The following is a 25,944-nucleotide window of genomic DNA, read 5'->3' on the forward strand; positions in this document are numbered from 1 at the left end:
AACAACCTGATGAGAACTTCTCATCTCACTCGATTCGGACTCTTTCGAAGCGCCGTTCCGAGGTGGCGCATTCTACGCCGTCTCGCTGGGCTGTCAAGCTTTATTTTCAAGCTAACTTATTGATTAATAAGCGCTTTCGAATGAGCGTCCTGCCCTGCGAGAGCGCGAATTATAGAGACCTCAGCGGGCGCGTCAAGCCTTTATTTTCAATCCACCCCAAAAAGCCCATAAGAGCGGTGCAATCAGCACAGCCGATAGCGACTTATATACCCCTTGCCGAGCTGCCCACCCAGAATCCCGGCAGCAACCTTGCCCTAGACGATCACCAGCGCCCGGCCAACCACCGCCCGGGCAAATCTCAACACCGGCTCCGAGACAACGATACCGCTCTTGCGTAGCCGCCTGATCTCAATCGGGCCGACCGCCAGCAGCAGGGGCGTTCGGTCCGCCGCCAGCGCGCAATCAATCGCCAGGGGCTGCTACTGCCCGCCCACTGCAGACTTCGCTGAACTCAAGACAACAAAAAACCCGCCGAAGCGGGTTTTCTGGTTCAGCGCAGCGCCGTTCAGATGCAGTCTTCGACCGACTTGAGCGGGTAGTGCGCCGGGTACGGCAGGGTCGCCACACCAGAGTCGATGGCAGCCTGGGCTACGGCAGCCGGCACCTTCTCGATCAGGCGAACGTCCATCGGCTTGGGAATGATGTACTCACGACCAAACTCCAGCTTGATGCCGCCGTACGCCTGGGAGATGTACTCCGGCACCGGCTCCTTGGCCAGCTCGCGGATAGCGTGTACAGCTGCAATCTTCATTTCTTCATTGATGGCGGTTGCACGAACGTCCAGCGCGCCACGGAAGATGAAGGGGAAGCCCAGAACGTTGTTGACCTGGTTCGGGTAGTCGGAACGGCCGGTCGCCATGATCACGTCCGGACGGGACGCCTTGGCGGCTTCGGGCTTGATTTCCGGATCCGGGTTGGAGCAGGCGAACACGATCGGGTTTTCGGCCATCAGCTTCAGGTCAGCCGGCGGCAGCAGATCCGGACCAGACAGACCAACGAACACGTCAGCACCTTTCAGGGCGTCAGTCAGGGTGCGCTTGTCAGTCTCGGTGGCAAAGATCGCCTTGTATTCGTTCAGATCATCACGACCGGCGTGGATAACACCCTTGCGGTCGAGCATGTAGATGTTTTCAGCCTTGGCACCCATGCTGACCAGCAGCTTCATGCAGGCAATGGCGGCAGCGCCGGCACCCAAGCAGACGATCTTGGCGTCTTCGATGACCTTGTCGGCCAGCTCCAGCGCGTTGATCATGGCGGCAGCGGTCACAATCGCAGTACCGTGCTGGTCGTCGTGGAATACCGGAATGTCGCACTGCTCGATCAGCGCGCGCTCAATCTCAAAGCACTCGGGCGCCTTGATGTCTTCCAGGTTGATACCACCGAAGGTGCAGGAAATACGCTTGACGGTGTCGATGAAGGCTTGCGGGCTTTCGGACTCGACTTCGATGTCGAATACGTCGATGCCGGCAAAACGCTTGAACAGCACGCCTTTGCCTTCCATTACCGGCTTGCTTGCCAGCGGGCCCAGGTTACCCAGACCGAGGATGGCCGTGCCGTCGGAGATAACGGCAACCAGGTTGCCCTTACCGGTGTATTTGTAGGCGTTTTCCAGATCCTTGGCGATTTCACGCACCGGTTCTGCTACACCCGGGCTGTAAGCCAGCGCCAGGTCACGCGCGGTCGCGGTCGGCTTGGTCAGTTCAACGCTCAGCTTGCCGGGGCGCGGGTTGGCGTGATAGTCGAGTGCATCAGTTCTCAAATCAGACATGGTCAATAACTTCCGGTCAGGTTGCTCATGCGGACGACGGAGAGTACTTAAAAACACCCACCCCCGCAAGGTCATTCACGAGATCAATGTCAAGGACAAAAACTTACAACATTGTGCCATTCGGCCAACTTCAACGCCCCGCCACCGGCTGAATCTGCTGGGGGTGACGCAGGCTCAGCTGGTAACGACGATAGCCCGGCCGCAACCCGGATTGCGCGGCCCGATCCACCACCCAGCCCCGGACCTCGACCGTGCGACCGACCCAGCTGCTGTCGGGAACCGTTTCGAACTGGTGCAGATCATGCTGTCCCAGGCGTAGCGTCAACGGGCCTTCCATATCAATCCACAGGCTACTGCCACCGCGGCTGACCGCCGCGATGCGACCACGCAGCAGATGAAAGCCGGAGGCGTCCAGCTGACCCACCTCGGCAACCTGCGGATCCTGCCAGAGCCCGCGGCGCGCCGCCCGGGCTGCCTGTTCAGCCGCCTGGTGACACTCCGCGAGCGCGTCATTAGGCGGGATAACAACGGCATAACCCAGCCCCTGACTGAGCAGCCGCGCCTCGATACTGCGGCCTTGGGCATCAAACAGGTAACCGAGCGTACGTCCGTAGTGGTCGCGGTGGTCGGCGCCCAGTGCCAGCTGCAGCGGCTGCCGCTCGACCAGCCCCTGCAGCGCGCGCCGAGCCGCCTGCGCATAGGGCTCCGAAGGCGTACCGTCGCGACCAATCTCCGGCGTGTTGATACCGACCAGCCGCAGGCGTCGACCGTCGCTCAACCGCAAGGTGTCGCCGTCGGTGACACTGCGACTGCGCACCGGCTGCGCATCGGCGGGCATGCTGCAGGCGGCCGGCAGGGCAGCCTCCGGCTCGCCGCCAGCCGGACCACAACCAAGCAACGCGCAGGCAACAAAAAAGGCGCCCCACAGGGACGCCTTCTTGTGTTTCGCCAGAGCCATGAGGCCCAAAGAAACCGATTACTTGCTGCTGACTGCGCCGAAACGCGCCTTGAAGCGCTCGATACGTCCGCCGGTGTCCAGAACCTTCTGCTTACCGGTGTAGAACGGGTGGCAGGAGGAGCAAACGTCCAGGTGGATCGGGGCGCACAGGGTGGAACGGGTAGTGATTACCGCGCCGCAGCTGCAGGTCGCTTCGATAGTTTCGTAGTTCGGATGCACATCAGCTTTCATGGGAAAGTCCTCGGTTGGTTTGTGCCGCCACCGGATCAACCTGATCGGGCACCGCACTCAGTAGCTGTCCACCGGACCGTAGCTGGATGACGCAACAGGCGCAAACAGACTGACCGGAAAATAGGCCGGCGATAATAACAGAATCCGCCCATGACGCAAGCACCGCTGTTTTCCGCTCGTCGGTGTTACCATCGGCGCCACGCCCTCTGGAGTGTTTTGTGTGACCGGACCCATTCTGCAAGTAGCCCTGCCCTCTCCGCTGCGCCGGCTGTTCGACTACCGCGCGCCGCAGGGCGTGAGCGCCGGCGACCTGCATATTGGACAGCGGGTCCGGGTGCCGTTTGGCAAGCGCGCCATGGTCGGTTTGATTGCCGCTATCAGCGACCACTCCGAGGTGCCGGACAACCGTCTGAAGCCGGCCGAAGCCCTGCTCGACGCAACCCCTGTGCTGCCCGATAGCCTCTGGCGCCTGTGCCAGTGGACTGCGCGCTACTACCAGCACGGCCTCGGCGACACCCTGAGCGTGGCGCTGCCGGTGCTGCTGCGTCAGGGCGAGCCGGCACTCGCCCGCCAGGATCAACTCTGGCAACTGCTGCCCGGCGCCTACCCGGAGCACCCGGCCATCGCCCGCGCGCCGAAACAGAAGCAGGCGGTACAGGTGCTGGCACAGCACCCACACGGGTTGTCCCATGCCTTGATCAGTCAATGGGGCCTGAGCCGCGACACCCTGAGCACGCTGGAAAGCAAAGGCCTGGTGCAGCGTATTGAACAGTCCCCCCACCACATTGCCGAACCGCTGCCTTTATTAAGGGAGGCGCACCTCACCGCCAATGCCGAGCAGCGGGCAGCGCTGGATGCCATTTTGAATGCCGAGGGCTTTCACACCTGGCTGCTTGAGGGCGTAACCGGCAGCGGCAAGACCGAGGTTTACCTGCAAGCCATCGAGCGCTGCCTGCTGAGCGGGCACCAGGCTCTGGTACTGATCCCCGAGATTGGCCTGACACCCCAGACCCTCAACCGCTTCCAGCAGCGTTTCAGCGCGCCGGTAGTGATTTTGCACTCCGGTCTGAACGACCGCGAGCGGCTGGACGCCTGGATAGCCGCCCGCGATGGCGAGGCGGCGATCATCATCGGCACGCGCTCGGCCATTTTTACGCCGCTGGCGCGCCCCGGCCTGATCATCGTCGATGAAGAACACGACCTCTCCTATAAACAGCAGGATGGCCTGCGCTACAACGCACGCGATCTGGCGGTGTACCGCGGACATCTTGAGCAGGTACCGGTGATTCTGGGCTCGGCCACACCCTCGCTGGAGAGCCTGCACAATGTGCAGCAGGGCCGCTACCGGCACCTGCGCCTGACCATTCGCGCCGGCAACGCCAAGGCGCCCTCGTTTCAGTGCCTGGATATCCGCAGCCGGCCGCTGGAAGGCGGGCTGTCGCGCCCACTAACCGATCTGATTGGGCAACACCTCGGGCGCGGTAATCAGGTACTGGTATTTATCAACCGGCGCGGCTTTGCGCCCACCCTGATGTGCCACGACTGCGGCTGGATTGCCGAGTGCCGCCGCTGCGACGCGCGCATGACCGTGCACCAGTCACCGCCCCACCTGCACTGCCACCACTGCACCAGCCAGCGGCCGCTGGATCGCTGCTGTCCAAAATGCCAAAGCGAAGACCTGCGCCCACTCGGAGCAGGTACCGAGCGCACCGAAGAGTTTCTCAAAGAGCGCTTTGCCGATACCACGGTGCTGCGTATCGACCGCGAAAGCATGAGCCGCAAGCGCGCCATGCAGGAGATGATGGACGTTATCCATAGTGCCCAGCCGTGCATCCTGGTCGGCACACAGATGCTCGCCAAGGGCCATCACTTTCCCAACGTGACACTGGTGGCGATTCTGGATGCCGACGGCGGCCTGTTCTCCGCCGACTTTCGTGGCCCCGAGCGCATGGCGCAAATGATTACCCAGGTCGCCGGGCGCGCCGGGCGCGCCGAGAAGCCGGGACAAGTGATTATCCAAACGCATATGGCCGAGCACCCGCTGCTGATCGAGCTGACCGAGCGCGGCTACCCGGCCATTGCCGAGCGCGAACTGGCCGAACGCTCAATTGCCCAACTGCCCCCGTACCGCTTTATGGCGCTACTGCGCGCCGAGGCCAACCACGCGCGCGCCGCCGAAGACTTTCTGGAAGCTGCGCTGGAGCAGGCTGAGGTGCTGGTCGCGCAGCATCAGCTGGCAGATATCGACCTGCTCGGCCCCGTGCCCTCCCCGATGGAACGCCGCGCCGGCCGCCACCGCGCCCAACTATTGCTGCAAGCCGCCCAGCGCTCAGCACTCCATCAACTCGTGCACATGCTGCTGCCGGCGCTGGAGCAACACCCGCTGGCGCGCAAGGTGCGCTGGTCGATAGATATTGATCCGTTGGATATGTTTTAGCAGTGACGTGTGCCTCCCAGACTCTGACAGACCGAACGCAGAGCGTGGGAACGATCAGAGCTGTTGCACTGCGTGAAGACTGCACGGACCCACTCCCCGTTTACGCGGGCGAGTAGCGCAGGGCTGGCGGGAAATAGGACGGCAGCATGTCTGAGGAGCGTAGCGACGAGTTCTGCCGGCCCCCGTTAGCCCGAGCAACGCAGCGAACCCGAAGGGCCGCGTAGTCGGGTGCCCCGGGGGATCGCTAAGGGGGGCTGGGCAAGCAGCCCCCCTTGGCTCGCCGTAAAAGGCGAAAGGCTGACCGAGCAACGGCACGAAGGCGGCCCACCAGCGCAGCGCTAGATAAAGCCCGCGCAAACCACCACAACTCCCCCAACCGACCACAGGGTTTGGCAAGCCGCCCCATAAAACGGATAATGTCGGGTTTTCACTGGGCACCTGCCGGATACTCCTTTAAATGAAGAACCTGATCAGCCAACTGCTTGCCGACGCCGTAGACCGCCTCAAGGCCGACGGCGTATTGCCGACCGATATCGCGCCCTCTATTCAGGTCGAGAACGCGCGCGACAAGGCGCATGGCGACTTTGCCAGCAACCTGGCCATGATGCTGGCCAAGCCGGCCGGCATGAAGCCCCGCGATCTGGCTGAAAAGCTGATTGCCGCGCTGCCTGCCCACCAGGCGGTTGCCTCGGTCAACATCGCCGGCCCCGGCTTTATCAACTTTTTTCAGGATGCCGGCTGGCTGGCAACCCAGCTGGAGGCCGCGCTGGCCGATCCGCAGTTGAACGTGCGCGCCGACGTAGCCGCCCAGCGTGTAGTGGTCGACTACTCCTCGCCCAACCTCGCCAAGGAAATGCACGTAGGCCACCTGCGTTCTTCCATCATCGGCGACGCCGTGGCGCGGGTACTCGAAGCCCTCGGCCACACCGTAATTCGCCAAAACCACGTGGGCGACTGGGGCACCCAGTTCGGCATGCTGCTGGCCTATATGGAAGAGCACAGCGTCGACGCCGAAGCCGAGCTGGGCGATCTGGAGAACTTCTACCGCCAGGCCAAAAAACGCTTTGACGAGAGCGAAGACTTCGCCAATCGCGCACGTCAGCGCGTGGTTGACCTGCAGGCAGGCGAGCCGAGCTGTCTTGCTCTGTGGGAACGCTTCAACAGCATCTCGCTGGGCCACTGTCAGGCCGTCTACGACCGTCTGGGCGTCAGCCTGAGTCCGGCCGATGTGCGCGGCGAAAGCGCCTACAACGCCGACCTGCCCGGCATCGTTGCCGACCTGCACAACGCCGGCCTGCTGACCGAAAGCGAAGGCGCACAGTGTGTGTTCCTTGAGCAGTTCAAGAATGCCGAAGGCAACCCGCTGCCGGTCATCGTCCAGAAGGCTGGCGGCGGCTACCTGTACGCCACCACCGACCTGGCTGCCATGCGCTACCGCCATGCCCAGTTGCATGCCGACCGCGTGCTCTACTTTGTCGACCAGCGTCAGGCGTTGCACTTCCAGCAGGTGTTCGCGGTCGCCCGCAAGGCCGGTTTTGTCTCTGCTGACATGCAGCTGGAGCACATGGGCTTTGGCACCATGAACGGTGCCGACGGCAAGCCCTTCAAGACCCGTGACGGCGGCACCGTCAAGCTGGCCGATCTGCTGGACGAGGCCGAGCAGCGCGCCCTGCGCCTGGTCGAAGAGAAGAACCCGGAGCTGCCGGCCGACGAACTGCGCAGCATCGGTTCGGCCGTCGGTATCGGCGCGGTCAAGTACGCAGACCTCAGCAAGCACCGCAGCAGCGATTACAGCTTCAACTTTGACCTGATGCTGAGCTTCGAGGGCAACACCGCGCCCTACATGATGTACGCCTACACCCGCGTCGCCAGCGTATTCCGTAAGCTGGAACGCAGCATGACCCAGCTGGACGACCTGGCCCCGCTGGCGCTGGTCGAGCCGGCCGAGACCGAACTGGGCGCGCACCTGGCGCAGTTCAGCGCCACACTGAATTACGTTGCTCGCGAAGGCACCCCGCACGTACTCTGCACCTATCTGTACGAGCTGGCCGGTCGCTTCTCCAGTTTCTACGAGCAGTGCCCGATTCTGGCTGCCGACAGCGCGGCTCAACGCGATAGCCGTCTGCGTCTGGCAGCGCTGACCGGCCGCACCCTCAAGCAGGGCCTGAACCTGCTGGGCATCAACACATTGGAGCGTATGTAAGGGCATGGCAAAAGGACGCAAAGCCCCCCGTCGCGGCGCCAGCCGCGCCCAGGCAGCACCCAAGCGCAAAGGCATTCCCGGCTGGCTGTGGCTGGTCAGCGGCCTGATCATTGGGCTGTTTGTTGCCTTTTTGCTGCACCTGGAGCCGGGCCGCGACAGCGTCCGCCGCAGCCCCGAGCCGCCCAAGCCCGCGACTACACCAGCTCAGCCGCCAGCCGACCCAAAACCGCGCTACGACTTCTACACCCTGCTGCCCGAATCTGAAGTGGTGGTACCGCAGCAGGCCGAGCCGCAAGCACCGGCCGCCGCCAAGCCCGAAAGCAAACCGGCGACCAGCGTGAACTACTACCTGCAGGCCGGCTCCTTCCGTCAGCGCAGCGATGCCGACCAGGTGCGCGCACAGATTCTGCTGTTGGGCATGGATGTGAAGCTGGAGAACGCCACCATCAACGGCAACCAGTGGTACCGCGTGCAGGTTGGCCCCTTCGACAGTCGCGACAGCCTCAATCAGGCGCAGCGCACCCTCTCCGGCAACGGTTTCAACAACCTGCTGCCGCAGCAGCGCTGAGCACGCCCCGCACAGCGGGCGCTTGACGCCCGCCCTCCCCGCGCCTTGAATTTCTGATTCACGCCCCCAGATCAGAAACTCGGCAGCGATCCTGCCGCCTTTTTTCCCACAGCCAACCAGGAGTTGCGCGTGACTACAATCGTATCCGTACGCCGGCACGGCAAGGTCGTGATCGGTGGCGACGGCCAGGTTTCCCTCGGCAACACCGTGATGAAGGGCAACGCCCGCAAGGTACGCCGCCTCTACAAGGATCAGGTGATTGCCGGTTTCGCCGGCGGCACCGCCGACGCCTTTACCCTGTTTGAACGCTTTGAGGCCCAACTGGAAAAACACCAGGGCAACCTCGTGCGCGCCGCCGTCGAGCTGGCCAAGGACTGGCGCACCGACCGCGCCCTGCGCAAACTTGAAGCCCTGCTGGCGGTTGCCAATAAGGATGCCTCGCTGATCATCACCGGTAACGGTGACGTTATCGAACCCGAAGAGGGCCTGATCGCCATTGGTTCCGGCGGCCCTTACGCGCAATCCGCCGCGCGTGCCCTGCTGATGCACACCGAGCTGTCGGCTCGCGAGATCGTCGATACCAGCCTGAACATCGCTGGCGACATCTGCATCTACACCAATCGCAACCTGACCATTGAGGAGCTGGACGCCAATACCTGAGGCGTTCAGAGATACCCATGTCCATGACACCCCGCGAAATCGTGCACGAACTGGACCGCCACATTATCGGCCAGCAGGATGCCAAGCGCGCCGTCGCCATCGCTCTGCGCAACCGCTGGCGCCGCCAGCAGCTGCCCGAGGCACTGCGCAATGAAGTAACGCCCAAGAACATCTTGATGATCGGCCCGACCGGCGTCGGCAAGACCGAAATCGCCCGCCGCTTGGCCAAGCTGGCGCAGGCGCCCTTCATCAAGGTTGAAGCGACCAAGTTCACCGAAGTCGGCTATGTTGGCCGCGATGTCGAGTCCATCGTGCGCGATCTGGTAGACGCCGCCATCAAGCTGCTGCGTGAGCAGGAAATGACCAAGGTGCGCTACCGCGCCGAAGACGCCGCTGAGGAACGCATCCTCGACGCCCTGCTGCCCGGCGCCCGCCCGGCCACCGGCGACCAGCCCGAGCGCACCGACAGCAGCACCCGACAGCTGTTCCGCAAGCGCTTGCGCGAAGGCGAGCTGGACGACAAGGACATCGAGATTGAGGTGGCCGACGCCCCGGCCGGCATTGAAATCATGACCCCACCGGGCATGGAAGAGATGACCAGCCAGCTGCAGAACATGTTCTCCAATCTGGGCAAGGGCAAGAAGAAAACCCGCACGCTCAAGGTACGCGACGCGCTCAAGCTGGTACGTGACGAAGAGGCTGCCCGTCTGGTCAACGAAGACGATCTGAAAACCCGCGCCATCGCCGCGGTTGAGCAGAACGGTATCGTCTTCCTTGATGAGATCGACAAGGTCAGCAAGCGTGCAGACAGTGGCGGCGGTGCCGACGTATCCCGCGAGGGTGTACAGCGCGATCTGCTGCCGCTGATCGAAGGCTGCACGGTCAACACCAAGTTTGGCATGGTCAAGACCGACCACATCCTGTTCATCGCCTCCGGCGCCTTTCACCTGACCAAGCCCTCGGACCTGATCCCGGAGCTGCAGGGCCGTTTGCCGATTCGCGTTGAGCTGCAGTCGCTGACCCCGAGCGATTTCGAGCGCATCCTGACCGAGCCCGATGCGTCACTGAGCGAGCAGTACCGCGCCCTGATGGCGACCGAGGAGCTGAACATCGAGTTTGCCCCCGACGCCATCAGCCGCCTGGCCGAAATCGCCTGGCAAGTGAACGAGAAGACCGAAAACATCGGCGCCCGTCGCCTGCACACGGTGCTCGAACGCCTGCTGGAAGAAATCTCCTTCAGCGCCGGCGATCTGGCCGCCAAACACGAGACCCAGCCACTGGTAATCGACGCCGCCTACGTCAACAGCCACCTGGGTGAGCTGGCGGTCAACGAAGACCTGTCGCGCTACATCCTCTGACATGCCCTCATCGGATAGCGGCTGCTCAACACGCAGCCGTCTATCTCTGCTATTTCACTGCACTCCTGACAAACTTGGACTAGACTTTACCGGGCGCGGGATAGTATGGACCGGGTACCATCACTTGACGGGAGTTCGAGATGGAAGGATACGTAAGAACCAAGCGGCTGCTCGCAGCAGCGCTACTCATTTGCTCGAGCGGGGTACAGGCAGCTACCGAGCAACCCAACATTCTGGTCATCTGGGGCGATGACATCGGCTGGCAAAACGTCAGCGCCTATGGCATGGGCACCATGGGCTATACCACCCCCAATATCGACAGTATCGGCATGCAAGGTGTGCGCTTCACCGACCACTACGCACAACCTTCCTGTACCGCCGGACGCGCTGCGTTCATTACGGGCCAGTTTCCAATTCGTTCCGGCATGACCACGGTCGGCCAACCAGGCGACGAGCTTGGCTGGAGTGACAAGTCGCCCAGTCTCGCAGAGGTCCTGAAAGAAGAAGGTTACGCAACCGCCCTGTTTGGCAAAAGCCATATGGGCGACCGCAACAACCACCTGCCCACAGCCCACGGCTTCGACGAATTTTTCGGCATTCTCTACCACCTGAACGTGATGGAGGAAGAAGAACAGCGCGACTACCAGAACTTTGCCAACGCCTACCCTGGCGGCGCCGAGGAGTACCGCAAGAAGTTTGGCGCCCGTGGCGTGATTCATTCCTTCGCATCAGACCGTAACGACACCACCGAAGACCCGCGCTTCGGGGTCGTCGGCCGCCAGACGATCGAAGACACCGGACCGCTCACCCAAGAGCGCATGAAGGACTTCGACGGTGGCGAGGTGACGCCGCTAGCCATCGACTTCATGAAACGCGCCCAGGCGGACAACAAGCCCTTTTTTGTCTGGCTCAACTCCACCCGCATGCACGTATACACGCGTCTCAACGACGAGTGGCGCTATGCCGCCGAGAACTTCACCAGCGAGGCCGACCTGCATGGCTCGGGGATGCTGCAGCATGACCACGACATTGGCGTGGTACTGCAGTTCCTCAAGGATTCCGGGCTAGAAGACAACACCATCGTCTGGTACTCCACCGACAATGGGCCGGAACACAGCTCCTGGCCGCATGGGGCAACCACCCCATTCCACGGAGAGAAAATGACCACCTACGAGGGAGGGGTGCGCGTCATCTCGATGCTCAAGTGGCCAGGTGAGATTCAGCCGGGCGGCATTCTCAACGGCATTCAGGATCACCAGGACATGTTTACCAGCCTGGCAGCGGCCGCTGGCGTAGAGGACGTCGCGGCTCAAGTCATGCGCGACAAGAAGCAGTACATCGACGGCATCAACAACGTGCCGTACTGGACCGGAGAAGCTGACAGCTCCGCGCGCAACACCGAGATCTACTACTACGAGTCCAACCTCACGGCCGTTCGTATGGGCGCCTGGAAGTGGCATTTCTCGCTGAAAGAAGACTATTACGACAACGTGATCGGCCGCACCGTGCCCAAAGTCTTCAACCTGCGTATGGACCCGTTCGAAAGCTACGAGAGCGCAGACGCCTACGGCCACCTGCTGCAGAAGGTGTCCTGGCAAATGGCGCCGATGGGCGAACTGCTTTCTGCACATCTGAAAACCCTGGCCGACTACCCGCCGGTACAGGCCGCCAAGAGCTTCAACATGTCAGAGCTGGTGCCCGCGTTTCTGGAAAAAGGGCAGCAGTAACAGCCTGAGGGCGCCCGGGCACTTGCCCGGGCGTCGCCAGACTTGTAGCGTGTAGCGGCTTACCGCTCAGGACTCCGCTATGCCCGCACCAATCCCCACCACCATCAAACTGCATAAGGCATCTCGCTTACTGGAGCTGGGCTACGCCGACGGCAGCCACTACCAGTTGCCCGCCGAATACCTGCGCGTCTTGTCACCCTCGGCCGAGGTCCGTGGCCACGGCAAGCCGGTGTTGCAGACCGGCAAGCTGCACGTTGGGCTCAGTGGGGTTGAGACGGCGGGCCGATACGCCATCAAGCTGGTTTTCGACGACGGCCACGACAGCGGCCTGTACACCTGGGACTACCTGTACCAACTGGCAACCGAACAGACACAACGCTGGAACAGCTATCTGGAAAAGTTGCACCAAGCCGGTGCATCACGAGACCCGGACATCAGCGCCATTCGCTTCACACCCTGACGTTCTCGCCCCCTACACCGCTTTGCCATAAACATCTGATTTAGTACCAGCTGATTAAAAAGGCGTTAACAGCGCCGAACCTGCGTGCTAACTTGTCTCGAGAATGCGACACCCGGAAGCTGGTTTGAAACTTGCTGGAGTGCATTCAGAGCGGCTTCCCTGCCTCAGATTGGAGCGTTGAAAATGGGTAATAAATCCAATAACGAAGACTTGGGCCACAAGGCCAGCGAACACATTCTGGGTCCCAACCCGGTAGTTGGCGTGCCTGCGCGCGACCTCATCACCACTGCTCGCATGGTAATGCGCCAGACCATCAAGCAACCCGTTCACAGCATGCGCCATATCAGCCGTCTTGGCATGGCCGTCACCCAAGTCATGCTAGGCCGTTCCGAGCTGGGCCCAAGCGCTGACGACAAGCGCTTTGTCGACCCGACCTGGAGCCAAAACCCGCTCTACCGTCGCTACATGCAGACCTACCTGGCCTGGCGCAAAGAGCTCAACAGCTGGATCTCCAGCTCCGACTTGTCCCCTCAGGACGTCAGTCGCGCCCAATTTGTCATCGCGCTGATGACCGAAGCCATGTCGCCGACCAACACCGCCCTCAACCCGGCCGCCCTCAAGCGCTTCTTCGAGACGGGCGGCAAGAGCCTGATGGACGGTCTGACCCACCTGGCCAAAGACATTGCCCACAACGGCGGCATGCCCAGCCAGGTCAACATGAATGCCTTTGAAGTGGGCGGTAACCTGGCGACCACCAAGGGCTCGGTGATTTTCCGTAACGAAATACTGGAGCTGATCCAGTACAAGCCGCTGACCGAAGAAGTATTCGAGCGTCCGGTGCTGGTAGTACCGCCGCAGATCAACAAGTTCTATGTCTTCGACCTGTCGCCGGAGAAGAGCCTGGCCCGCTATCTGGTCAACAACAACATGCAGACCTTTGTGGTCAGCTGGCGCAACCCGACCAAGAGCCACCGCGAATGGGGCCTGAGCACCTACATCGAAGCACTCAAGGAAGCCATCGACGTGGTGCTGGAAGTGACCGGCAGCAAGGACCTGAGCATGCTCGGCGCCTGCTCCGGCGGCATCACCACCGTCTCGCTACTGGGCCACTATGCCGCGCTGAAAGAGAAGAAAGTACACTCCTTCACCCTGCTGGTCAGCGTGCTGGACACCGCGCTGAAAACCCAGGTTGCGCTGTTTGCCGACGAGCGCTCGATTGAGGCAGCGCGGCGCATGTCCTACCAGAGCGGTGTACTGGAAGGGCGCGACATGGCGCGCATCTTCGCCTGGATGCGGCCCAACGACCTGATCTGGAACTACTGGGTGAACAATTACCTGCTCGGCAACGAGCCGCCGGTATTCGACATTCTGTTCTGGAACAACGACACTACCCGCCTGCCGGCGGCCCTGCATGGGGAGTTTCTGGAGCTGTTCAAGAACAACCCGCTGACCCGCCCCGGCGCACTGGAAGTCTGCGGCACGCCGATCGACCTCAAGCAGGTCAAGACCGACTGCTTTATTATCGCCGGCCTGACCGACCACATTACCCCCTGGGATGCCTGCTACAGCTCGGCGCAGCTGCTCGGCGGCAAGTGCGAGTTTGTGTTGTCCTCCAGCGGCCACATTCAGAGCATTCTCAACCCGCCGGGCAATCCCAAAGCACGCTTCTTTACTGGCGGCGAGATGACCGGCGACGCCAAGCACTGGCTGGAAACCGCCACCAAGCAGTCCGACTCCTGGTGGCAGTACTGGCGCGACTGGCTGCATACCCGTGGCGGCAAGCGCAAGGCCGCGCCAGCCGTGCTGGGCAACGACAATCATCCGGCGCTCGAACCGGCGCCGGGCACCTACGTACACGAGCGCTGAACAGCGCCCAACTGAGAGCCGCCCATGCCGCAGCCTTATATCTTTCGCACCATCGAGCTGGACGGTCAGTATCTGCGTACAGCTGTCCGTCCGGGCAGCAGTACGCTACCGCCGCTGCTGGTCTTCAATGGCATCGGCGCCAACCTGGAGCTGGTGTTTCCCTTTGTCGAGGCACTGGATCCAGACTTGGAGGTCATTGCCTTCGACGTTCCCGGCGTGGGCGGCTCGTCTACGCCGGCCACGCCGTTCCGCTTTCCAGGGCTGGCCAAGCTGGCGGCACGCATGCTGGATTATCTGGACTACTCCCAGGTCAACGTGATCGGCGTGTCCTGGGGCGGTGCTCTGGCGCAGCAATTTGCCTACAGCCACCCTGAGCGCTGCAAGAAGCTGATTCTGGCAGCCACCTCCGCCGGCGCGGTGATGGTGCCTGGGCGGCCTTCGGTACTGCTGAAGATGGCCAGCCCGCGACGCTATATCCAGCCCTCGCACGGGGTGAACATCGCGCCGGACATCTACGGCGGCGCCTTCCGCCGTGACCCGCAGCTGGCCAAGAGGCACGCCGCCAAGGTGCGCTCCTCCGGCAAGCTCGGTTACTACTGGCAGCTGTTTGCCGGTCTGGGCTGGACCAGCGTGCACTGGCTGCACAAGATCCGTCAGCCAACGCTGATTCTGGCCGGCGATGATGACCCGATCATCCCGCTGATCAACATGAAGATGCTGGCCTGGCGTATTCCCAACTCCGAGCTGCACGTCATCGACGATGGCCACCTGTTTCTGGTGACCCGCGCACAAAGCGTGGCGCCGATGATCATGGCCTTCCTGTCGGAGGAAAAACAGCCGGCGGTTATCCGCCACGGGGCCGCCCTGAGGGCGCCCAGAGCATGACGCTCATACAGCTAACAGACCGAGCGAGACCTCGGCCACAGTGCCCGTGCGGCAGCCATTGCCGCTCGCCGCATTTGCGTTAGACTGCCAGCGACTTCCTCCCACGGATCAGGACAGCTGGATGCCCGACCACCCCCAAGGACGACTGCACACAACCGCTATCCGAGGGGATATATCCGCCACCTTGCTTGCTCTGCTACGCAGCCTGGCAACCCAACCCTGTCACCACGCCGACTACCTGCGCAGCACCCTTGAACACCTGCTACTCGCCGTGCAGAACAGGCTGGACCTGAGCCCGCTGGACGACGACCCACGCTTTGCTCACCCCGGCTGGCAACGGCCCGCCGGCCAGTTGCTGCTGCAACTCTGGCAGGCCTGGCAGCAGCCGCTGTCGGACTGGCTGCAGGGCCTGCAACTGGCCGACCATGAGCGCGCCCAATTGCACTGGCTGCTCGACCAGCTGGCCGCCGCCACTGCCCCCAGCAACAGCCTGCTCAACCCCGCGATTCTGGCCGAGGCCCGCGCCAGCAACGGGCACAGCCTGTGCCGCGGCGCGCATCACCTGTGGCAGGACCTGGCCAGCGGGCGCCCCTTCGCACAACCCAACCTCGACACCCAGTACCGTCTCGGCACAGATCTGGCCTGTACGCCCGGGCAGGTGATCGCACGGCACGCCGAGTTCGAGCTGATCTGCTACAGCCCTCGGCAACCGCAGGTGCATGAGCGTCCGCTGCTGCTGGTGCCGCCACCAATCAACCGCTTCTACCTGCTCGACCTCAACCCCGGCAACAGCCTGGTCGAGCACGCGCTGGAGCAAGGCCTGCAGGTCTACCTGATCAGTTGGCGCAACCCCAACCCCAGCCACTGCAACTGGGGGCTGGGGCGCTATGTCAGTGCCTGCCAGCGGGCCCTGAACGAGACTCGCCTGCACAGCGGCAGTACCCAGGCAACCCTGACCGGCATCTGCAGCGGGGGCCTGATCGCGGCACTGTTGTGCGCCTGGCAGCAAGCCGCCGGCTACGCGCAGCAGCTCAGTGCCCTGAGCCTGCTGGTTACCCCGCTCGACACCCGGCTGAACACCGATCTGCTGCGCCTGAACGGCCCGGCCGCGCGCCAACGCCTGCGCCGCCAGGCCTGGCAACAAGGTTATCTGGATGAACGCAGCAGTGGCGCCGCCTTTGGCTGGATGCGTCCGGACCAGCTGGTCTGGGCCCCCGCCATCACGCGCTACGGGCTTGGCCGCGAGCTGCCGTGCAGCCCGGTGGTGTACTGGGGGCACGATCACACTCGGCTGCCGGCGCAGCTGGTAGACGACCTACTGGATCTGTTTGACCGCGACCCGCTGGGCCAACCCGGCAGCCTGCAACTCAATAGCGAGGCGATCGACCTCACCAGCATCACCCTGCCAAGCTGGCACCTGGCCGCCCGGCGCGATCATATCGTGCCCTGGCACAACGCCTATCCCGGCATCCGAATGGGCGGCGCAAAGCACTTTACCCTGTGTCACAGCGGGCACATCCAAGGGTTGCTGTGCCCGCCGGGTCACCCCCGCGCCCACTATCACAGTGGCCCAGCCAACAGCAGCAACGCCGACAGCTGGCTGGCCTCGGCCGAGACGCAACAGGGCAGTTGGTGGCCCGCCTGGAGCAACTGGTTAAAAGACCACAGTGGTCCTCTGGTCAACGCCCCCGTCCAGGGCGATGGCGGTCTTGGCCCGGCACCGGGCCGCTACGTTCAACAGCATTAAGGAGCATGATGAAAACCCGCGACCGAATCCTGCTGTGCACCCTTGAGCTGTTCAACGAGCATGGCGAATCCAACGTCACCACGCTGGATATCGCCAATGAGCTGGAGATCAGCCCAGGCAACCTCTACTACCACTTCAAGGGCAAGGAGGTGCTGCTCGACGCGCTGGTCGATGACTTTCTACTCAGCACGCGCAGCCTGCTGCTGACCGACGACAGCCCGAACGACGTTGAACCGGAGGACCTCTGGTTGCTCCTGCACCTGCTGTTCGAGGCCATCGCCACGCACCGCTTTCTGTTCCAGGATCTGTCCAGCCTAATGAGCCGTTACCCAGCCCTGCGCCGGCAAATGCAACCCTGGGTCGCGGCCCTGCGTCTGCGCCTGGAGCAGGTACTGCACGCCCTGCATGCCAGCGGACACCTGCACGCCGACAGCGGCGAACGCAACCGCCTGCTGGATGCCCTATGTCAGACCTGCCTGTTCTGGCTGGACTACCAGCGCGTCTGCCACCCCGATGAGCTTGACCCGGCCAGCGGCGTGCAGCAGATGCTCGGCCTGCTGCAGCCTTGGCTGGATGCAGAAGGACAGGACTGGGTGCAGGCGCTGATTGCCCGGTACGGCTAGCAGGGCGTTTCCTGATGGCTCCCACGCGGAGCCGCAAAAAAACCCCGCGCTGCCGAAGCAGGGCGGGGTTCTGGTGCTGCGAGGTAACTCAGGACTCGGCAGGCTTGTCCGCCGCCGGCGCACTGGCCGGAGCCGGTGAGGAGGCGGTGGAGGTTGCTGCCGGCGCCTTCACAGCCGGTGTCGCCTTGGGCTTGGCCGGCGCTTTCGGCTTGGCGGCCGCACGCGGCTTGGCCGGAGCCTTGGGCTTGGCTGCAGCCGTGCTGGCCTTGGCCGCTGCCGGTTTACTGGCAGTAGTCTTGGCCGCAGGCTTAGCTGCCGGTTTGGCCGCAGCGCTGGCTGCCGGCTTGCGCGTAGCGCGCGGCTTGGCAGCCGGCTTGCTCGCCGCCGGGCTAGCCTTGGCCGCCGCCTTGGGTGCAGCGGTCTTGCCGCTGGCCAGGCCTTCAATCAGCTTGGTCAGCTCATCAACCTTGGCGTTCAACGCCTTAACTTCAGCCTGCGAGGGCACTCCAAGGCGGGAGACAGCACTGTTGAGACGCTTGTCGAACGCATCTTCCAGCTCGTTCCACTTGCCGGTCAGCTTGCCCTTGGCCTTGTCGGCTTCGGTCTTCGCTTTTTCCAGCGGGTTCTTACTGGACTTGGCCTTACCCTTGAGGGTTTCGACCTGCTTGTCGATCTCGGCCCTGGCTTTCTTCTCGGCCGCCTCACCATCTTTGATCAGGTTTTCGAAGAGCTTGACGCCCTCCTTCCCGACCTTGGCGTAGGCGCCCAGACCTGCCAGCCAGATCTGACGCGAATAGTTTTCGATATCAGCGACCCAACCCGGATCCTTGTCCTTCTTCTTACCCGCCATGGAGCAACTCCTCTGTGACCTTACTTGCTTTGCAGTGACTTGAGTGCAGCACTCAGATCATCCAGCTTAGCAGACAGCTGATCAATATCCTTCTTGCTCGGGATGCCCATGCGGCCCAAGGTAGAGGCAACGCGCTCGTCAAACACTTCTTCTACCTTGCTGAAGCGACCACCGGTCTTCTCGTGCACTTTTTCCTTGAAGGATTCGATGCGGCTGTTGGCAGCTTCGACCTGGCTGGCAACCAGCTCCTTGCCCTGCTTCTCGATTTCTTCACCTTCGTTGACCAGCGACTTGAAGTAGTCGGCGCCTTCCTTGCCAGCCTTGGCGTAGGCACCCAGGCCTGCCAGCCAGATCTGGTGGGCGTACTTCTTCACGTCACTGGCAAAGCCGGCAGCGTTGTCTTCGATTTTCTTTGCGGTGTTCTTGGCCATGTTGGTAACTCCAGTAATCAGTAAATTGAGGAACTGCAATGGACCGATTGGCGATCCTTGCAACCAAAGCTACGCGGCAAAATTAGAAAACACATACTAATCAGCAAAAAATATCGCAACGCGGCCTGCCCACCGACCTCAGGTCAGGTATTTGTCCAGCGCCTTCTGCACTTCGCTTTTCACCATGCCGGCCATGGGCGTGAGCATCATGCCCAGCTTGACCTGCACGCGCACATCCGACTCCGACACAATGATGCAGCCGTCAGCACCGCTGCGTTTGAAGTTCAATTGATCCCCTTCCCAACTGCATTTGGCGTCCAGCTTTTGTGCCAGCTTGTCGGCCAGCTGTTGGGCACGCTCTCTGGCCTGTTCCTTGCCAAGGCTGTGTTCACGGGTGATATCTACGGTCGCCATCGGCTCATCCTCACGGTGGTGTCAAAGCTCGCCAGCATGCCGCAAATGGGCCGGCGCGTCATCACCCTCGTCCCGCCGACGACTGCGGCATCACGGAAGCGCTTCTGTCGGCAAAAAATGGTTAGAATGGGGGCGAATTTGCCAGCGCAGAGCCAATCCATGAGCGATCAGCACGAGCACGAAAAAACCACCCACTTTGGCTACCAGACCGTCGCCGAGTCCGAAAAGGCCCAGCGCGTCGCCGAGGTCTTCCACTCGGTCGCCGCCAAGTACGACATCATGAACGACCTGATGTCCGGCGGCATCCACCGCCTCTGGAAGCGCTTCACCATCGAGCTGTCCGGCGTGCGCACCGGTAACCGGGTGCTCGATATCGCCGGCGGCACTGGCGACCTGACGCGCCGTTTTGCCAAGCGCGTGGGGCCGACGGGCGAAGTCGTACTGGCCGACATCAACGCCTCCATGCTCAAGGTTGGCCGTGACCGCCTGCTGGATCTGGGTGTGGCCGGCAACGTGCGTTTTGTCCAGGCCGATGCCGAGGCGCTGCCCTTCCCCGACAATTATTTCGACTGCATCACCATTGCCTTCGGCCTGCGTAACGTGACCCACAAGGACGCTGCCATCGCCTCGATGCTGCGTGTGCTCAAGCCAGGCGGCCGCCTGCTGGTGCTGGAGTTCTCCAAGCCCAAGAGCGAGCTGCTGTCCAAGGTCTACGACCAATACAGCTTCAAGTTCCTGCCGCTGATGGGCAAGCTGGTGGCCGACGACGCCGATAGCTACCGCTACCTGGCCGAGTCCATTCGCATGCACCCGGACCAGGAAACCCTCAAGGCCATGATGGAAGAAGTCGGCTTTGCCCGGGTGACTTACCACAACATGACCGGCGGCATCGTCGCCCTGCACCGGGGCGTAAAACCCTGATGCTGCCTGGCGCGCTGCTCCGCGCAGCCGAGCGCAGCATTGCTGCGGCGCTGGCTCGCGACCCGGTCACTGCCAGGCGCATCGGCGCGCTGGCCGGCAAGCGCATTCTGATCAACAGCCGTCAGCCTGACTGGCAGCTGTGGCTGGCGCCCGCACCCGGCAGCATTGGCCTGAATACCCGCAGCGACGCGCCAGCCGATGTTGAACTGCATGCCCCGGCCAGCCTGCTCGCTCGGCTGCTGGCCAGCAGCGACCGCAAGGCCGTGCTGCAGGAGCCAGAGGTGGAGCTACAGGGCGACAGCCAGGTGCTGATCGCGCTGCAGAATGCACTGGCCGACCTGCAGCTCGATGGCGAGGCCGAGCTGGCGCGCTGGCTCGGCCCGGTAGCCGGCCACGCCATCGGCAGTGCCCTGCGCCGCAGCCACCAGTGGGGCCGTGACAGCCGCGCCAGCTTGCGCCAGACGCTGGCGGAATACCTGACCGAAGAAAGCCGCCAACTGGTCGGCCAGGCTGAAGCCCGCGCCCGCGCCGAGCAACTGCATGACCTGCGCCTGCAGCTCGACCGCCTGGAAGCGCGCGTCGCCCTGCTCTCTCCCACCGACCCGGACTCGCCCGACGCATGAGACTGACCGCCTTGGTGCGCCTGCTGCGCATCCTGCATATCTTTACCCGCTACCGTCTGGACCAGATTCTGCTGGATCTGCCATTACCGGTACTGGGCCGTCTGTTGTTACAACTGGGCCCCTGGCGTCTGCGCCCGGCGCCGCGTGACCTGAGCCGCGGTGCGCGCCTGCGCAAGGCCTGCGAAGACCTCGGCCCGGTGTTTATCAAGTTTGGTCAGATTCTCTCCACCCGCCGTGACCTGATGCCCGACGACATCGCACAGGAACTGGCCCACCTGCAGGACAAGGTGCCGCCGTTCCCCGGCCCGCAGGCCCGCGCCCGCATCGAGGAGCAGCTCGGCGAGCGCATCGAGGATGTGTTCGCCAGCTTCAGTGACGAGCCACTGGCCTCCGCCTCGGTTGCTCAAGTGCACGCGGCACGCCTGAAGGACGGCAGCGAGGTGGTGGTCAAGGTGGTGCGCCCCGGCATCGGCGAGACCATCGACCAGGACATCCAGTGGCTGTTCGTCGCCGCCCGCCTGCTGGAGCGCGTCTCGACCGAGGGCCGGCGCCTGCGTCCGGTCGAGGTGGTCGAGGACTACGAAAGCACCATCTTCGACGAATTGGATCTGTACCGCGAAGCCGCCAACGCCTCCCAGCTGCGCCGCAACTTTGAAGGCTCGGAGCTGATCTACATTCCCAAGATCTACTGGGACTGGTGCCGTCACAAGGTATTGGTGATGGAGCGCATCGAGGGCATCCCGGTGACCGATCTGCCGGCGCTGGCCGACCAGCGTACCGACATGAAGAAGCTCGCCGAACGCGGCGTGGAAATCTTCTTTACCCAGGTGTTCCGTGACAGCTTCTTCCACGCCGACATGCACCCGGGCAACATCTTCATCTCGCGCAAGCACCCCTGGGAGCCGCAGTACATCGCCATCGACTTTGGCATCGTCGGCAGCCTGACGCCGGAAGACCAAAGCTACCTGGCACGCAACCTGATGGCCTTCTTCAAGCGCGACTACCGCCGCGTCGCCCAACTGCACATCGACTCGGGCTGGGTGCCGGCCGACACCCGCGTGAATGAATTTGAAGCGGCGATTCGCAGCGTCTGCGAGCCGATCTTCGAGCGCCCGCTGAAAGACATTTCCTTCGGCCAGCTGCTGCTGCGCCTGTTCCAGACCGCCCGCCGCTTCAATATGGAAGTCCAGCCGCAGCTGGTACTGCTGCAAAAGACCTTGCTGAACATCGAGGGGCTGGGCCGCCAGCTGTACCCGGATCTGGATCTGTGGAGCACCGGCCAGCCCTACCTGGAGCGCTGGATGCGCGAGCGCATGCTGCCGCAGAATCAGGTCAAGCACTGGCAGCAGCATCTGGAGCGCGTGCCCGCACTGATCGACAGCGCCCACCGCGCCCTCGACAACCTGGCCGACGCACCACTGCGCGAGCAGCCGCCGCAGCGCCCACGCTGGCCACTGCAACTGGCCGGTATCGCGCTGGTGATCTTCGGCGCCAGCGCGCTGGGCGGCGACGACCCGCAGCTCTGGCTGCACGCCGCGCCCACCCAGTGGGCGCTGATCGCCCTGGGCGGCTGGCTGATTCTGCGCCGCAGATAGTCAGCCGGGCGCATAACTGGCACACTTGCACCACTGAACGAATGACGACCCGCCATGACTGATTCAACCGCCGCCAACGACTGGCTCGACAGCATCCACTGGGATGCCGACGGCCTGGTTCCTGCCATCGCCCAGGATGTACACACCCAGCGCATTCTGATGATGGCCTGGATGAACCGCGAAGCCCTGCAACTGACCGTACAGGAAGGCCGCGGCATCTACTGGTCACGCTCGCGCCAGCGCCTGTGGCGCAAGGGCGAGGAGTCGGGCAACGTGCAACAGCTGCACGAGCTGCGGCTGGACTGCGACGCCGACGTCGTCATCCTGCAGGTCGAACAGATCGGTGGCATTGCCTGCCACACCGGCCGGCAAAGCTGTTTCTATCGGGTTCTGAAAGATGGCCAGTGGCAGACCGTCGACGCCGTCATCAAGGACCCCAAAGAGTTATACGAGCACCCAAAACATGTCTGACACCCTGAGCCAACTGGCCGCCGTGCTGGAGCAACGCAAGCAGGCGTCTGCCGACTCCTCCTACGTTGCCAGCCTGCACGCCAAGGGCCTGAACAAGATTCTCGAAAAGGTTGGTGAAGAGTGCACAGAGACACTGCTAGCCGCCAAGGACTGTCAGCACAGCGAGGACAAATCGGACCTGGTCTACGAGACCGCTGACCTGTGGTTCCACTCACTGGTCATGCTGAGCCATCTTGGCCTTGGCCCCGATGACATCCTGAACGAATTGGCACGCCGCTTCGACCTGTCCGGTCTTGAAGAAAAGGCGTCCCGCAGCAAATAAACTGGGCAATAGGCCCCGGAGGCAAAAATGGGTTTTGGTGGCATTAGTCTGTGGCAACTGCTGATCGTGCTGGTCATCGTGGTACTGCTGTTCGGCACCAAGCGGTTGAAGAACATCGGCGGCGATCTGGGCGGCGCAATCAAGGGCTTTCGCAAGGCAATGAACGACGAGGAAAAACCCTCGGTCGAGAACAAGCCCGGCGAGACGCTGGATGCCAAGGCCGAAGAGCACAAGCAGGACAGCCAGTCCAAGCCGTAATCTGCCAGGTTCCGCCCCATGTTCGACATCGGCTTTATGGAAATGCTGGTGGTGGCGATCATCGCCCTGCTGGTTCTTGGCCCGGAGCGTTTGCCCGGCGCCATCCGCACTGTCAGCCTGACCATTGGCCGCATCAAGCGCGGCTTCTCGGACGTGCGCTCGCAGGTTGAGCGCGAACTGGGTGCCGACGAGATCCGCCAGCAGCTGAACAACGAGCGCATCCTCGCCGAACTGGAAAAGCAGGGCCTGCACGCCGGCAGCCCGAGCAACCAGACCAGCGCCCGACCGGGCGGTAATCAGAGCGTCACACAGCCGACGCACACTGGCGCGACCGCAGAGCAACCCCGCGCCGAGTCCGCCAATGAGCAGCAAGACACCCGCCATGAGCAACCCTGATCTGCCGCCCGTCAAGAGCGGCGGCGACATGCCGCTGGTCGCGCACCTGACCGAGCTGCGCTCGCGCCTGCTGCGCATTGTGCTGATCTGGCTGGTGATCTTTGCCGGCCTGTTCTACTTTGCCAACGACATCTACGCCTTTATCTCCGAGCCGCTGCGCGCGCTGCTGCCCGAAGGCACCAGCATGATCGCCACCGATGTCGCCTCGCCGTTCCTGACCCCCTTCAAGCTGACGCTGATCAGCGCGCTGTTTATCGCCATGCCCTTTGTGCTGCATCAGGTCTGGGGTTTTATAGCACCCGGGCTGTACAAGCACGAGAAGCGTCTGGCGGTGCCGCTGCTGGCCTCTAGCATTCTGCTGTTCTACGGCGGCATGGCCTTTGCCTACTTTGTGGTCTTTCCGCTGGTGTTCGGCTTTTTCACCAGCGCGGCGCCGGATGGCGTGGCGGTGATGACCGATATCAACAGCTATCTGGATTTTGTCCTGACGCTGTTCATGGCCTTTGGCCTGTCCTTCGAGATCCCGGTGGCCACTGTCCTGCTGGTCGCCGTCGGCATTGTCGACGTAAAAAGCCTGAGCAAGGCGCGCCCCTACGTGGTGGTTGGCTGCTTTACCATCGGCATGGTGCTGACACCGCCGGATGTCATCTCCCAAACCCTGCTCGCGCTGCCCATGTGGCTGCTGTATGAAGTGGGCATCCTCTTCAGCCGTCTGGTACGGCCGCGCAGCCGCGAAGAATCGCAGGACAGCCCGCAGGCATGAACCTGCTGCTGCTAGAAGACAACGACTTCACCGACCCGCAGCACGTCCGCCTGACTGGCCGCCGCTTGGCGCATATGCAGGACATCCAGCAGGTCGGCAGCGGCGACACCCTGCGCGTTGGCCGCATCAACGGCCTGATGGGCCAGGGCCAGATACTGGAGCTGGGCCGCGACCACGCCCTGCTCGCCGTTGAGCTGAACGAGACACCGCCAGCCAAACTGCCGCTGACCCTGCTGCTGGCCATGCCCCGGCCGAAAATGTTCCGCCGCATCCTGCAGCACTGCGCCACCCTGGGCGTGCCCGAGATCATCCTGCTCAACAGCTACCGGGTGGAAAAGAGCTTCTGGCAGACACCCTTTCTACAGCCCGAGGTGATCCGCGAGAACCTGCTGCTCGGCCTGGAGCAGGCGCGCGACACCGTGCTGCCGACCCTGCGCATAGAAAAGCGCTTCAAACCCTTTGTCGAAGACCAGCTGCCGGCCATCATCAACCACCAACTGGCACTGGTTGCCCACCCCGGCGACTACCCCGCCTGCCCACGTGGTATCGAGCAGCCGCTGACCCTGGCCATCGGCCCGGAGGGTGGCTGGATTCCCTATGAGGTCGACAAATTGGTAGAGGCCGGCATGCAGCCGGTGCAGCTGGGCGAGCGCATCCTGCGCGTGGAAACCGCTGTCACTGCGCTGCTGGCCCGGTTGTTCTGACGTTCACGCACCCACAGTCTATGCTGTGCTCACGTATTGTCGACGGGGGCTCTCATGCGGGTAATCAAGACCACCTTGATCGGCGGCGCGGTATTTCTGGTGCCGGTGATCGTTATTCTCTTTGTGCTGGGCAAAGCGATCGCGGTGATGCGTCATGTCACCCGCCCCATCAGCGAGCTGCTGCCATTCGACAGCATAGCCGGCCTGGCCGTGGCCAACCTGCTGGCCCTGCTGGGCGTGGCGCTGGTCTGCTTTGGTGCCGGCATGCTGGCACGCGGCCCAAGGGCTCGTCGGTTGTACCAGCAGCTCGACGACGGCCTGCTGATGCTGCCAGGCTATGGCTTGATCAAATCCCTGTCCGACCAGTTCAAGGAGAAGCGGCCCGCCAACTCTCCGCTCAAGCCGGTACTGGTGCGCTTTGATGACTTTGAACAGCTGTGCTTTGAGGTCGAACGCCTAGCCGATGGCCGTGTGGTGACCTTTATACCGGGCTCGCCCGATCCCTGGTCCGGCAGCCTGGTGTATCTGGCACCTGAGCGTGTGCAGGGCTGCGAGCTGAGCGTCATGCAAGCCGTGAGTCACCTGCGTCGTGGTGGCCGTGGCGCGGACGCCTTGAACATCCCCCACGCATCGGTCAGCTGAACT

At 62.8% G+C, this 25,944-nt stretch carries 27 protein-coding genes; 21 read left to right on the forward strand and 6 right to left on the reverse strand.

What is annotated here, in order from left to right; translation table 11 throughout:
- Positions 1–565 precede the first annotated feature (565 nt).
- From HV822_RS07215 to rpmE, 3 genes are all read right to left on the reverse strand, one after another.
- Complete coding sequence (locus tag HV822_RS07215; RefSeq protein WP_238873052.1) at positions 566–1,828, reverse strand: malic enzyme-like NAD(P)-binding protein; 1,263 nt, start codon at positions 1,826–1,828, stop codon at positions 566–568.
- Between the two features lie 130 nt (positions 1,829–1,958).
- Positions 1,959–2,786: a thermonuclease family protein gene (locus HV822_RS07220; protein WP_238873054.1), complete on the reverse strand. Its 828-nt coding sequence runs from the start codon at positions 2,784–2,786 to the stop codon at positions 1,959–1,961.
- 18 nt (positions 2,787–2,804) lie between these two features.
- On the reverse strand, positions 2,805–3,017 hold the full coding sequence (gene rpmE, locus HV822_RS07225; RefSeq protein ID WP_083724859.1) for a 50S ribosomal protein L31: 213 nt from the start codon (positions 3,015–3,017) through the stop codon (positions 2,805–2,807).
- Positions 3,018–3,237: 220 nt separating this feature from the next.
- Between rpmE and HV822_RS07230 the strand changes: the two genes are divergently transcribed.
- From HV822_RS07230 to HV822_RS07280, 11 genes are all read left to right on the forward strand, one after another.
- A complete protein-coding gene (locus tag HV822_RS07230; protein ID WP_238873056.1) occupies positions 3,238–5,454 on the forward strand; it encodes a primosomal protein N' in 2,217 nt (738 codons plus the stop codon).
- Positions 5,455–5,911: 457 nt separating this feature from the next.
- Positions 5,912–7,657, forward strand: coding sequence for an arginine--tRNA ligase (gene argS / locus HV822_RS07235; RefSeq protein WP_238873058.1), 1,746 nt, complete (start codon positions 5,912–5,914; stop codon positions 7,655–7,657).
- A 4-nt stretch (positions 7,658–7,661) separates the two neighbouring features.
- Positions 7,662–8,225: an SPOR domain-containing protein gene (locus tag HV822_RS07240; protein WP_238873060.1), complete on the forward strand. Its 564-nt coding sequence runs from the start codon at positions 7,662–7,664 to the stop codon at positions 8,223–8,225.
- A 129-nt stretch (positions 8,226–8,354) separates the two neighbouring features.
- Positions 8,355–8,885, forward strand: coding sequence for an ATP-dependent protease subunit HslV (gene hslV, locus HV822_RS07245; RefSeq protein WP_083724867.1), 531 nt, complete (start codon positions 8,355–8,357; stop codon positions 8,883–8,885).
- Positions 8,886–8,902: 17 nt separating this feature from the next.
- Positions 8,903–10,243 carry an ATP-dependent protease ATPase subunit HslU gene (gene hslU, locus HV822_RS07250; protein WP_238873062.1) on the forward strand — a complete coding sequence of 447 codons (1,341 nt, stop codon included), beginning with the start codon at positions 8,903–8,905 and terminating at the stop codon, positions 10,241–10,243.
- 140 nt (positions 10,244–10,383) lie between these two features.
- Positions 10,384–11,970, forward strand: a complete 1,587-nt coding sequence (locus HV822_RS07255; protein WP_238873064.1) for an arylsulfatase — start codon at positions 10,384–10,386, stop codon at positions 11,968–11,970.
- Between the two features lie 79 nt (positions 11,971–12,049).
- Complete coding sequence (locus HV822_RS07260) at positions 12,050–12,430, forward strand: gamma-butyrobetaine hydroxylase-like domain-containing protein (RefSeq protein WP_238873066.1); 381 nt, start codon at positions 12,050–12,052, stop codon at positions 12,428–12,430.
- 183 nt (positions 12,431–12,613) lie between these two features.
- Entirely contained in the window at positions 12,614–14,296 is a 1,683-nt protein-coding gene (gene phaC / locus HV822_RS07265) for a class II poly(R)-hydroxyalkanoic acid synthase (RefSeq protein WP_238873068.1), read from the forward strand.
- Positions 14,297–14,320: 24 nt separating this feature from the next.
- The gene (gene phaZ, locus HV822_RS07270; RefSeq protein WP_238873069.1) at positions 14,321–15,181 is read left to right on the forward strand and encodes a poly(3-hydroxyalkanoate) depolymerase; all 861 of its coding nucleotides are present in this window, start codon (positions 14,321–14,323) and stop codon (positions 15,179–15,181) included.
- 121 nt (positions 15,182–15,302) lie between these two features.
- The gene (locus tag HV822_RS07275; RefSeq protein ID WP_238873071.1) at positions 15,303–16,928 is read left to right on the forward strand and encodes a PHA/PHB synthase family protein; all 1,626 of its coding nucleotides are present in this window, start codon (positions 15,303–15,305) and stop codon (positions 16,926–16,928) included.
- A gap of 8 nt (positions 16,929–16,936) precedes the next feature.
- Positions 16,937–17,551, forward strand: a complete 615-nt coding sequence (locus HV822_RS07280) for a TetR/AcrR family transcriptional regulator (RefSeq protein ID WP_238873072.1) — start codon at positions 16,937–16,939, stop codon at positions 17,549–17,551.
- An 88-nt stretch (positions 17,552–17,639) separates the two neighbouring features.
- Here HV822_RS07280 and HV822_RS07285 read toward each other — a convergent pair whose 3' ends face one another.
- The 3 genes from HV822_RS07285 to HV822_RS07295 all read right to left on the reverse strand — a co-directional run bounded on the left by HV822_RS07285 (position 17,640) and on the right by HV822_RS07295 (position 19,246).
- Positions 17,640–18,401, reverse strand: coding sequence for a phasin family protein (locus HV822_RS07285; protein ID WP_238873074.1), 762 nt, complete (start codon positions 18,399–18,401; stop codon positions 17,640–17,642).
- Positions 18,402–18,421: 20 nt separating this feature from the next.
- The gene (locus HV822_RS07290; RefSeq protein ID WP_238873076.1) at positions 18,422–18,832 is read right to left on the reverse strand and encodes a phasin family protein; all 411 of its coding nucleotides are present in this window, start codon (positions 18,830–18,832) and stop codon (positions 18,422–18,424) included.
- Between the two features lie 138 nt (positions 18,833–18,970).
- Positions 18,971–19,246, reverse strand: coding sequence for a polyhydroxyalkanoic acid system family protein (locus HV822_RS07295; protein ID WP_238873077.1), 276 nt, complete (start codon positions 19,244–19,246; stop codon positions 18,971–18,973).
- 159 nt (positions 19,247–19,405) lie between these two features.
- On the opposite strand from HV822_RS07295, the gene ubiE reads away from it, so the two are divergent.
- The 10 genes from ubiE to HV822_RS07345 are packed head-to-tail and all read left to right on the forward strand — an operon-like array spanning position 19,406 to position 25,941.
- Positions 19,406–20,167: a bifunctional demethylmenaquinone methyltransferase/2-methoxy-6-polyprenyl-1,4-benzoquinol methylase UbiE gene (gene ubiE, locus HV822_RS07300; RefSeq protein ID WP_238873079.1), complete on the forward strand. Its 762-nt coding sequence runs from the start codon at positions 19,406–19,408 to the stop codon at positions 20,165–20,167.
- A complete protein-coding gene (locus HV822_RS07305; RefSeq protein WP_238873081.1) occupies positions 20,167–20,790 on the forward strand; it encodes a ubiquinone biosynthesis accessory factor UbiJ in 624 nt (207 codons plus the stop codon). Before ubiE ends, HV822_RS07305 begins: the two co-directional genes overlap by 1 nt.
- A complete protein-coding gene (gene ubiB, locus HV822_RS07310) occupies positions 20,787–22,385 on the forward strand; it encodes a ubiquinone biosynthesis regulatory protein kinase UbiB (RefSeq protein ID WP_238873082.1) in 1,599 nt (532 codons plus the stop codon). Before HV822_RS07305 ends, ubiB begins: the two co-directional genes overlap by 4 nt.
- 54 nt (positions 22,386–22,439) lie before the next feature.
- Positions 22,440–22,856: a phosphoribosyl-AMP cyclohydrolase gene (gene hisI, locus HV822_RS07315; RefSeq protein ID WP_096005768.1), complete on the forward strand. Its 417-nt coding sequence runs from the start codon at positions 22,440–22,442 to the stop codon at positions 22,854–22,856.
- Positions 22,849–23,178 (forward strand): phosphoribosyl-ATP diphosphatase, encoded by a 330-nt coding sequence (locus tag HV822_RS07320; RefSeq protein WP_238873084.1) that lies wholly within the window; start codon positions 22,849–22,851, stop codon positions 23,176–23,178. The genes hisI and HV822_RS07320 overlap by 8 nt, the downstream gene beginning before the upstream one ends.
- A 27-nt stretch (positions 23,179–23,205) precedes the next feature.
- Complete coding sequence (tatA, locus tag HV822_RS07325) at positions 23,206–23,436, forward strand: Sec-independent protein translocase subunit TatA (protein WP_083724898.1); 231 nt, start codon at positions 23,206–23,208, stop codon at positions 23,434–23,436.
- An 18-nt stretch (positions 23,437–23,454) separates the two neighbouring features.
- A complete protein-coding gene (gene tatB, locus HV822_RS07330) occupies positions 23,455–23,832 on the forward strand; it encodes a Sec-independent protein translocase protein TatB (protein WP_238873086.1) in 378 nt (125 codons plus the stop codon).
- A complete protein-coding gene (gene tatC, locus HV822_RS07335; protein WP_396265149.1) occupies positions 23,819–24,595 on the forward strand; it encodes a twin-arginine translocase subunit TatC in 777 nt (258 codons plus the stop codon). Before tatB ends, tatC begins: the two co-directional genes overlap by 14 nt.
- A complete protein-coding gene (locus HV822_RS07340) occupies positions 24,592–25,299 on the forward strand; it encodes a 16S rRNA (uracil(1498)-N(3))-methyltransferase (protein WP_238873089.1) in 708 nt (235 codons plus the stop codon). The genes tatC and HV822_RS07340 overlap by 4 nt, the downstream gene beginning before the upstream one ends.
- 54 nt (positions 25,300–25,353) lie before the next feature.
- A complete protein-coding gene (locus HV822_RS07345) occupies positions 25,354–25,941 on the forward strand; it encodes a DUF502 domain-containing protein (protein WP_238873091.1) in 588 nt (195 codons plus the stop codon).
- Positions 25,942–25,944: the final 3 nt, after the last annotated feature.

This window comes from Halopseudomonas maritima (assembly GCF_021545785.1).
Lineage (GTDB): Bacteria > Pseudomonadota > Gammaproteobacteria > Pseudomonadales > Pseudomonadaceae > Halopseudomonas > Halopseudomonas maritima.

What these genes read in the sequence shown, in the direction of transcription:
- HV822_RS07215 (WP_238873052.1), bottom strand. Translation starts at nt 1,828, where the DNA reads ATGTCTGATTTGAGAACTGATGCACTCGACTATCACGCCAACCCGCGC.
- HV822_RS07220 (WP_238873054.1), bottom strand. Translation starts at nt 2,786, where the DNA reads ATGGCTCTGGCGAAACACAAGAAGGCGTCCCTGTGGGGCGCCTTTTTT.
- rpmE (WP_083724859.1), bottom strand. Translation starts at nt 3,017, where the DNA reads ATGAAAGCTGATGTGCATCCGAACTACGAAACTATCGAAGCGACCTGC.
- argS (WP_238873058.1), top strand. Translation starts at nt 5,912, where the DNA reads ATGAAGAACCTGATCAGCCAACTGCTTGCCGACGCCGTAGACCGCCTC.
- HV822_RS07240 (WP_238873060.1), top strand. Translation starts at nt 7,662, where the DNA reads ATGGCAAAAGGACGCAAAGCCCCCCGTCGCGGCGCCAGCCGCGCCCAG.
- hslU (WP_238873062.1), top strand. Translation starts at nt 8,903, where the DNA reads ATGTCCATGACACCCCGCGAAATCGTGCACGAACTGGACCGCCACATT.
- HV822_RS07255 (WP_238873064.1), top strand. Translation starts at nt 10,384, where the DNA reads ATGGAAGGATACGTAAGAACCAAGCGGCTGCTCGCAGCAGCGCTACTC.
- HV822_RS07260 (WP_238873066.1), top strand. Translation starts at nt 12,050, where the DNA reads ATGCCCGCACCAATCCCCACCACCATCAAACTGCATAAGGCATCTCGC.
- phaC (WP_238873068.1), top strand. Translation starts at nt 12,614, where the DNA reads ATGGGTAATAAATCCAATAACGAAGACTTGGGCCACAAGGCCAGCGAA.
- phaZ (WP_238873069.1), top strand. Translation starts at nt 14,321, where the DNA reads ATGCCGCAGCCTTATATCTTTCGCACCATCGAGCTGGACGGTCAGTAT.
- HV822_RS07275 (WP_238873071.1), top strand. Translation starts at nt 15,303, where the DNA reads ATGCCCGACCACCCCCAAGGACGACTGCACACAACCGCTATCCGAGGG.
- HV822_RS07280 (WP_238873072.1), top strand. Translation starts at nt 16,937, where the DNA reads ATGAAAACCCGCGACCGAATCCTGCTGTGCACCCTTGAGCTGTTCAAC.
- HV822_RS07285 (WP_238873074.1), bottom strand. Translation starts at nt 18,401, where the DNA reads ATGGCGGGTAAGAAGAAGGACAAGGATCCGGGTTGGGTCGCTGATATC.
- HV822_RS07290 (WP_238873076.1), bottom strand. Translation starts at nt 18,832, where the DNA reads ATGGCCAAGAACACCGCAAAGAAAATCGAAGACAACGCTGCCGGCTTT.
- HV822_RS07295 (WP_238873077.1), bottom strand. Translation starts at nt 19,246, where the DNA reads ATGGCGACCGTAGATATCACCCGTGAACACAGCCTTGGCAAGGAACAG.
- ubiE (WP_238873079.1), top strand. Translation starts at nt 19,406, where the DNA reads ATGAGCGATCAGCACGAGCACGAAAAAACCACCCACTTTGGCTACCAG.
- HV822_RS07305 (WP_238873081.1), top strand. Translation starts at nt 20,167, where the DNA reads ATGCTGCCTGGCGCGCTGCTCCGCGCAGCCGAGCGCAGCATTGCTGCG.
- ubiB (WP_238873082.1), top strand. Translation starts at nt 20,787, where the DNA reads ATGAGACTGACCGCCTTGGTGCGCCTGCTGCGCATCCTGCATATCTTT.
- hisI (WP_096005768.1), top strand. Translation starts at nt 22,440, where the DNA reads ATGACTGATTCAACCGCCGCCAACGACTGGCTCGACAGCATCCACTGG.
- HV822_RS07320 (WP_238873084.1), top strand. Translation starts at nt 22,849, where the DNA reads ATGTCTGACACCCTGAGCCAACTGGCCGCCGTGCTGGAGCAACGCAAG.
- tatA (WP_083724898.1), top strand. Translation starts at nt 23,206, where the DNA reads ATGGGTTTTGGTGGCATTAGTCTGTGGCAACTGCTGATCGTGCTGGTC.
- tatB (WP_238873086.1), top strand. Translation starts at nt 23,455, where the DNA reads ATGTTCGACATCGGCTTTATGGAAATGCTGGTGGTGGCGATCATCGCC.
- tatC (WP_396265149.1), top strand. Translation starts at nt 23,819, where the DNA reads ATGAGCAACCCTGATCTGCCGCCCGTCAAGAGCGGCGGCGACATGCCG.
- HV822_RS07340 (WP_238873089.1), top strand. Translation starts at nt 24,592, where the DNA reads ATGAACCTGCTGCTGCTAGAAGACAACGACTTCACCGACCCGCAGCAC.
- HV822_RS07345 (WP_238873091.1), top strand. Translation starts at nt 25,354, where the DNA reads ATGCGGGTAATCAAGACCACCTTGATCGGCGGCGCGGTATTTCTGGTG.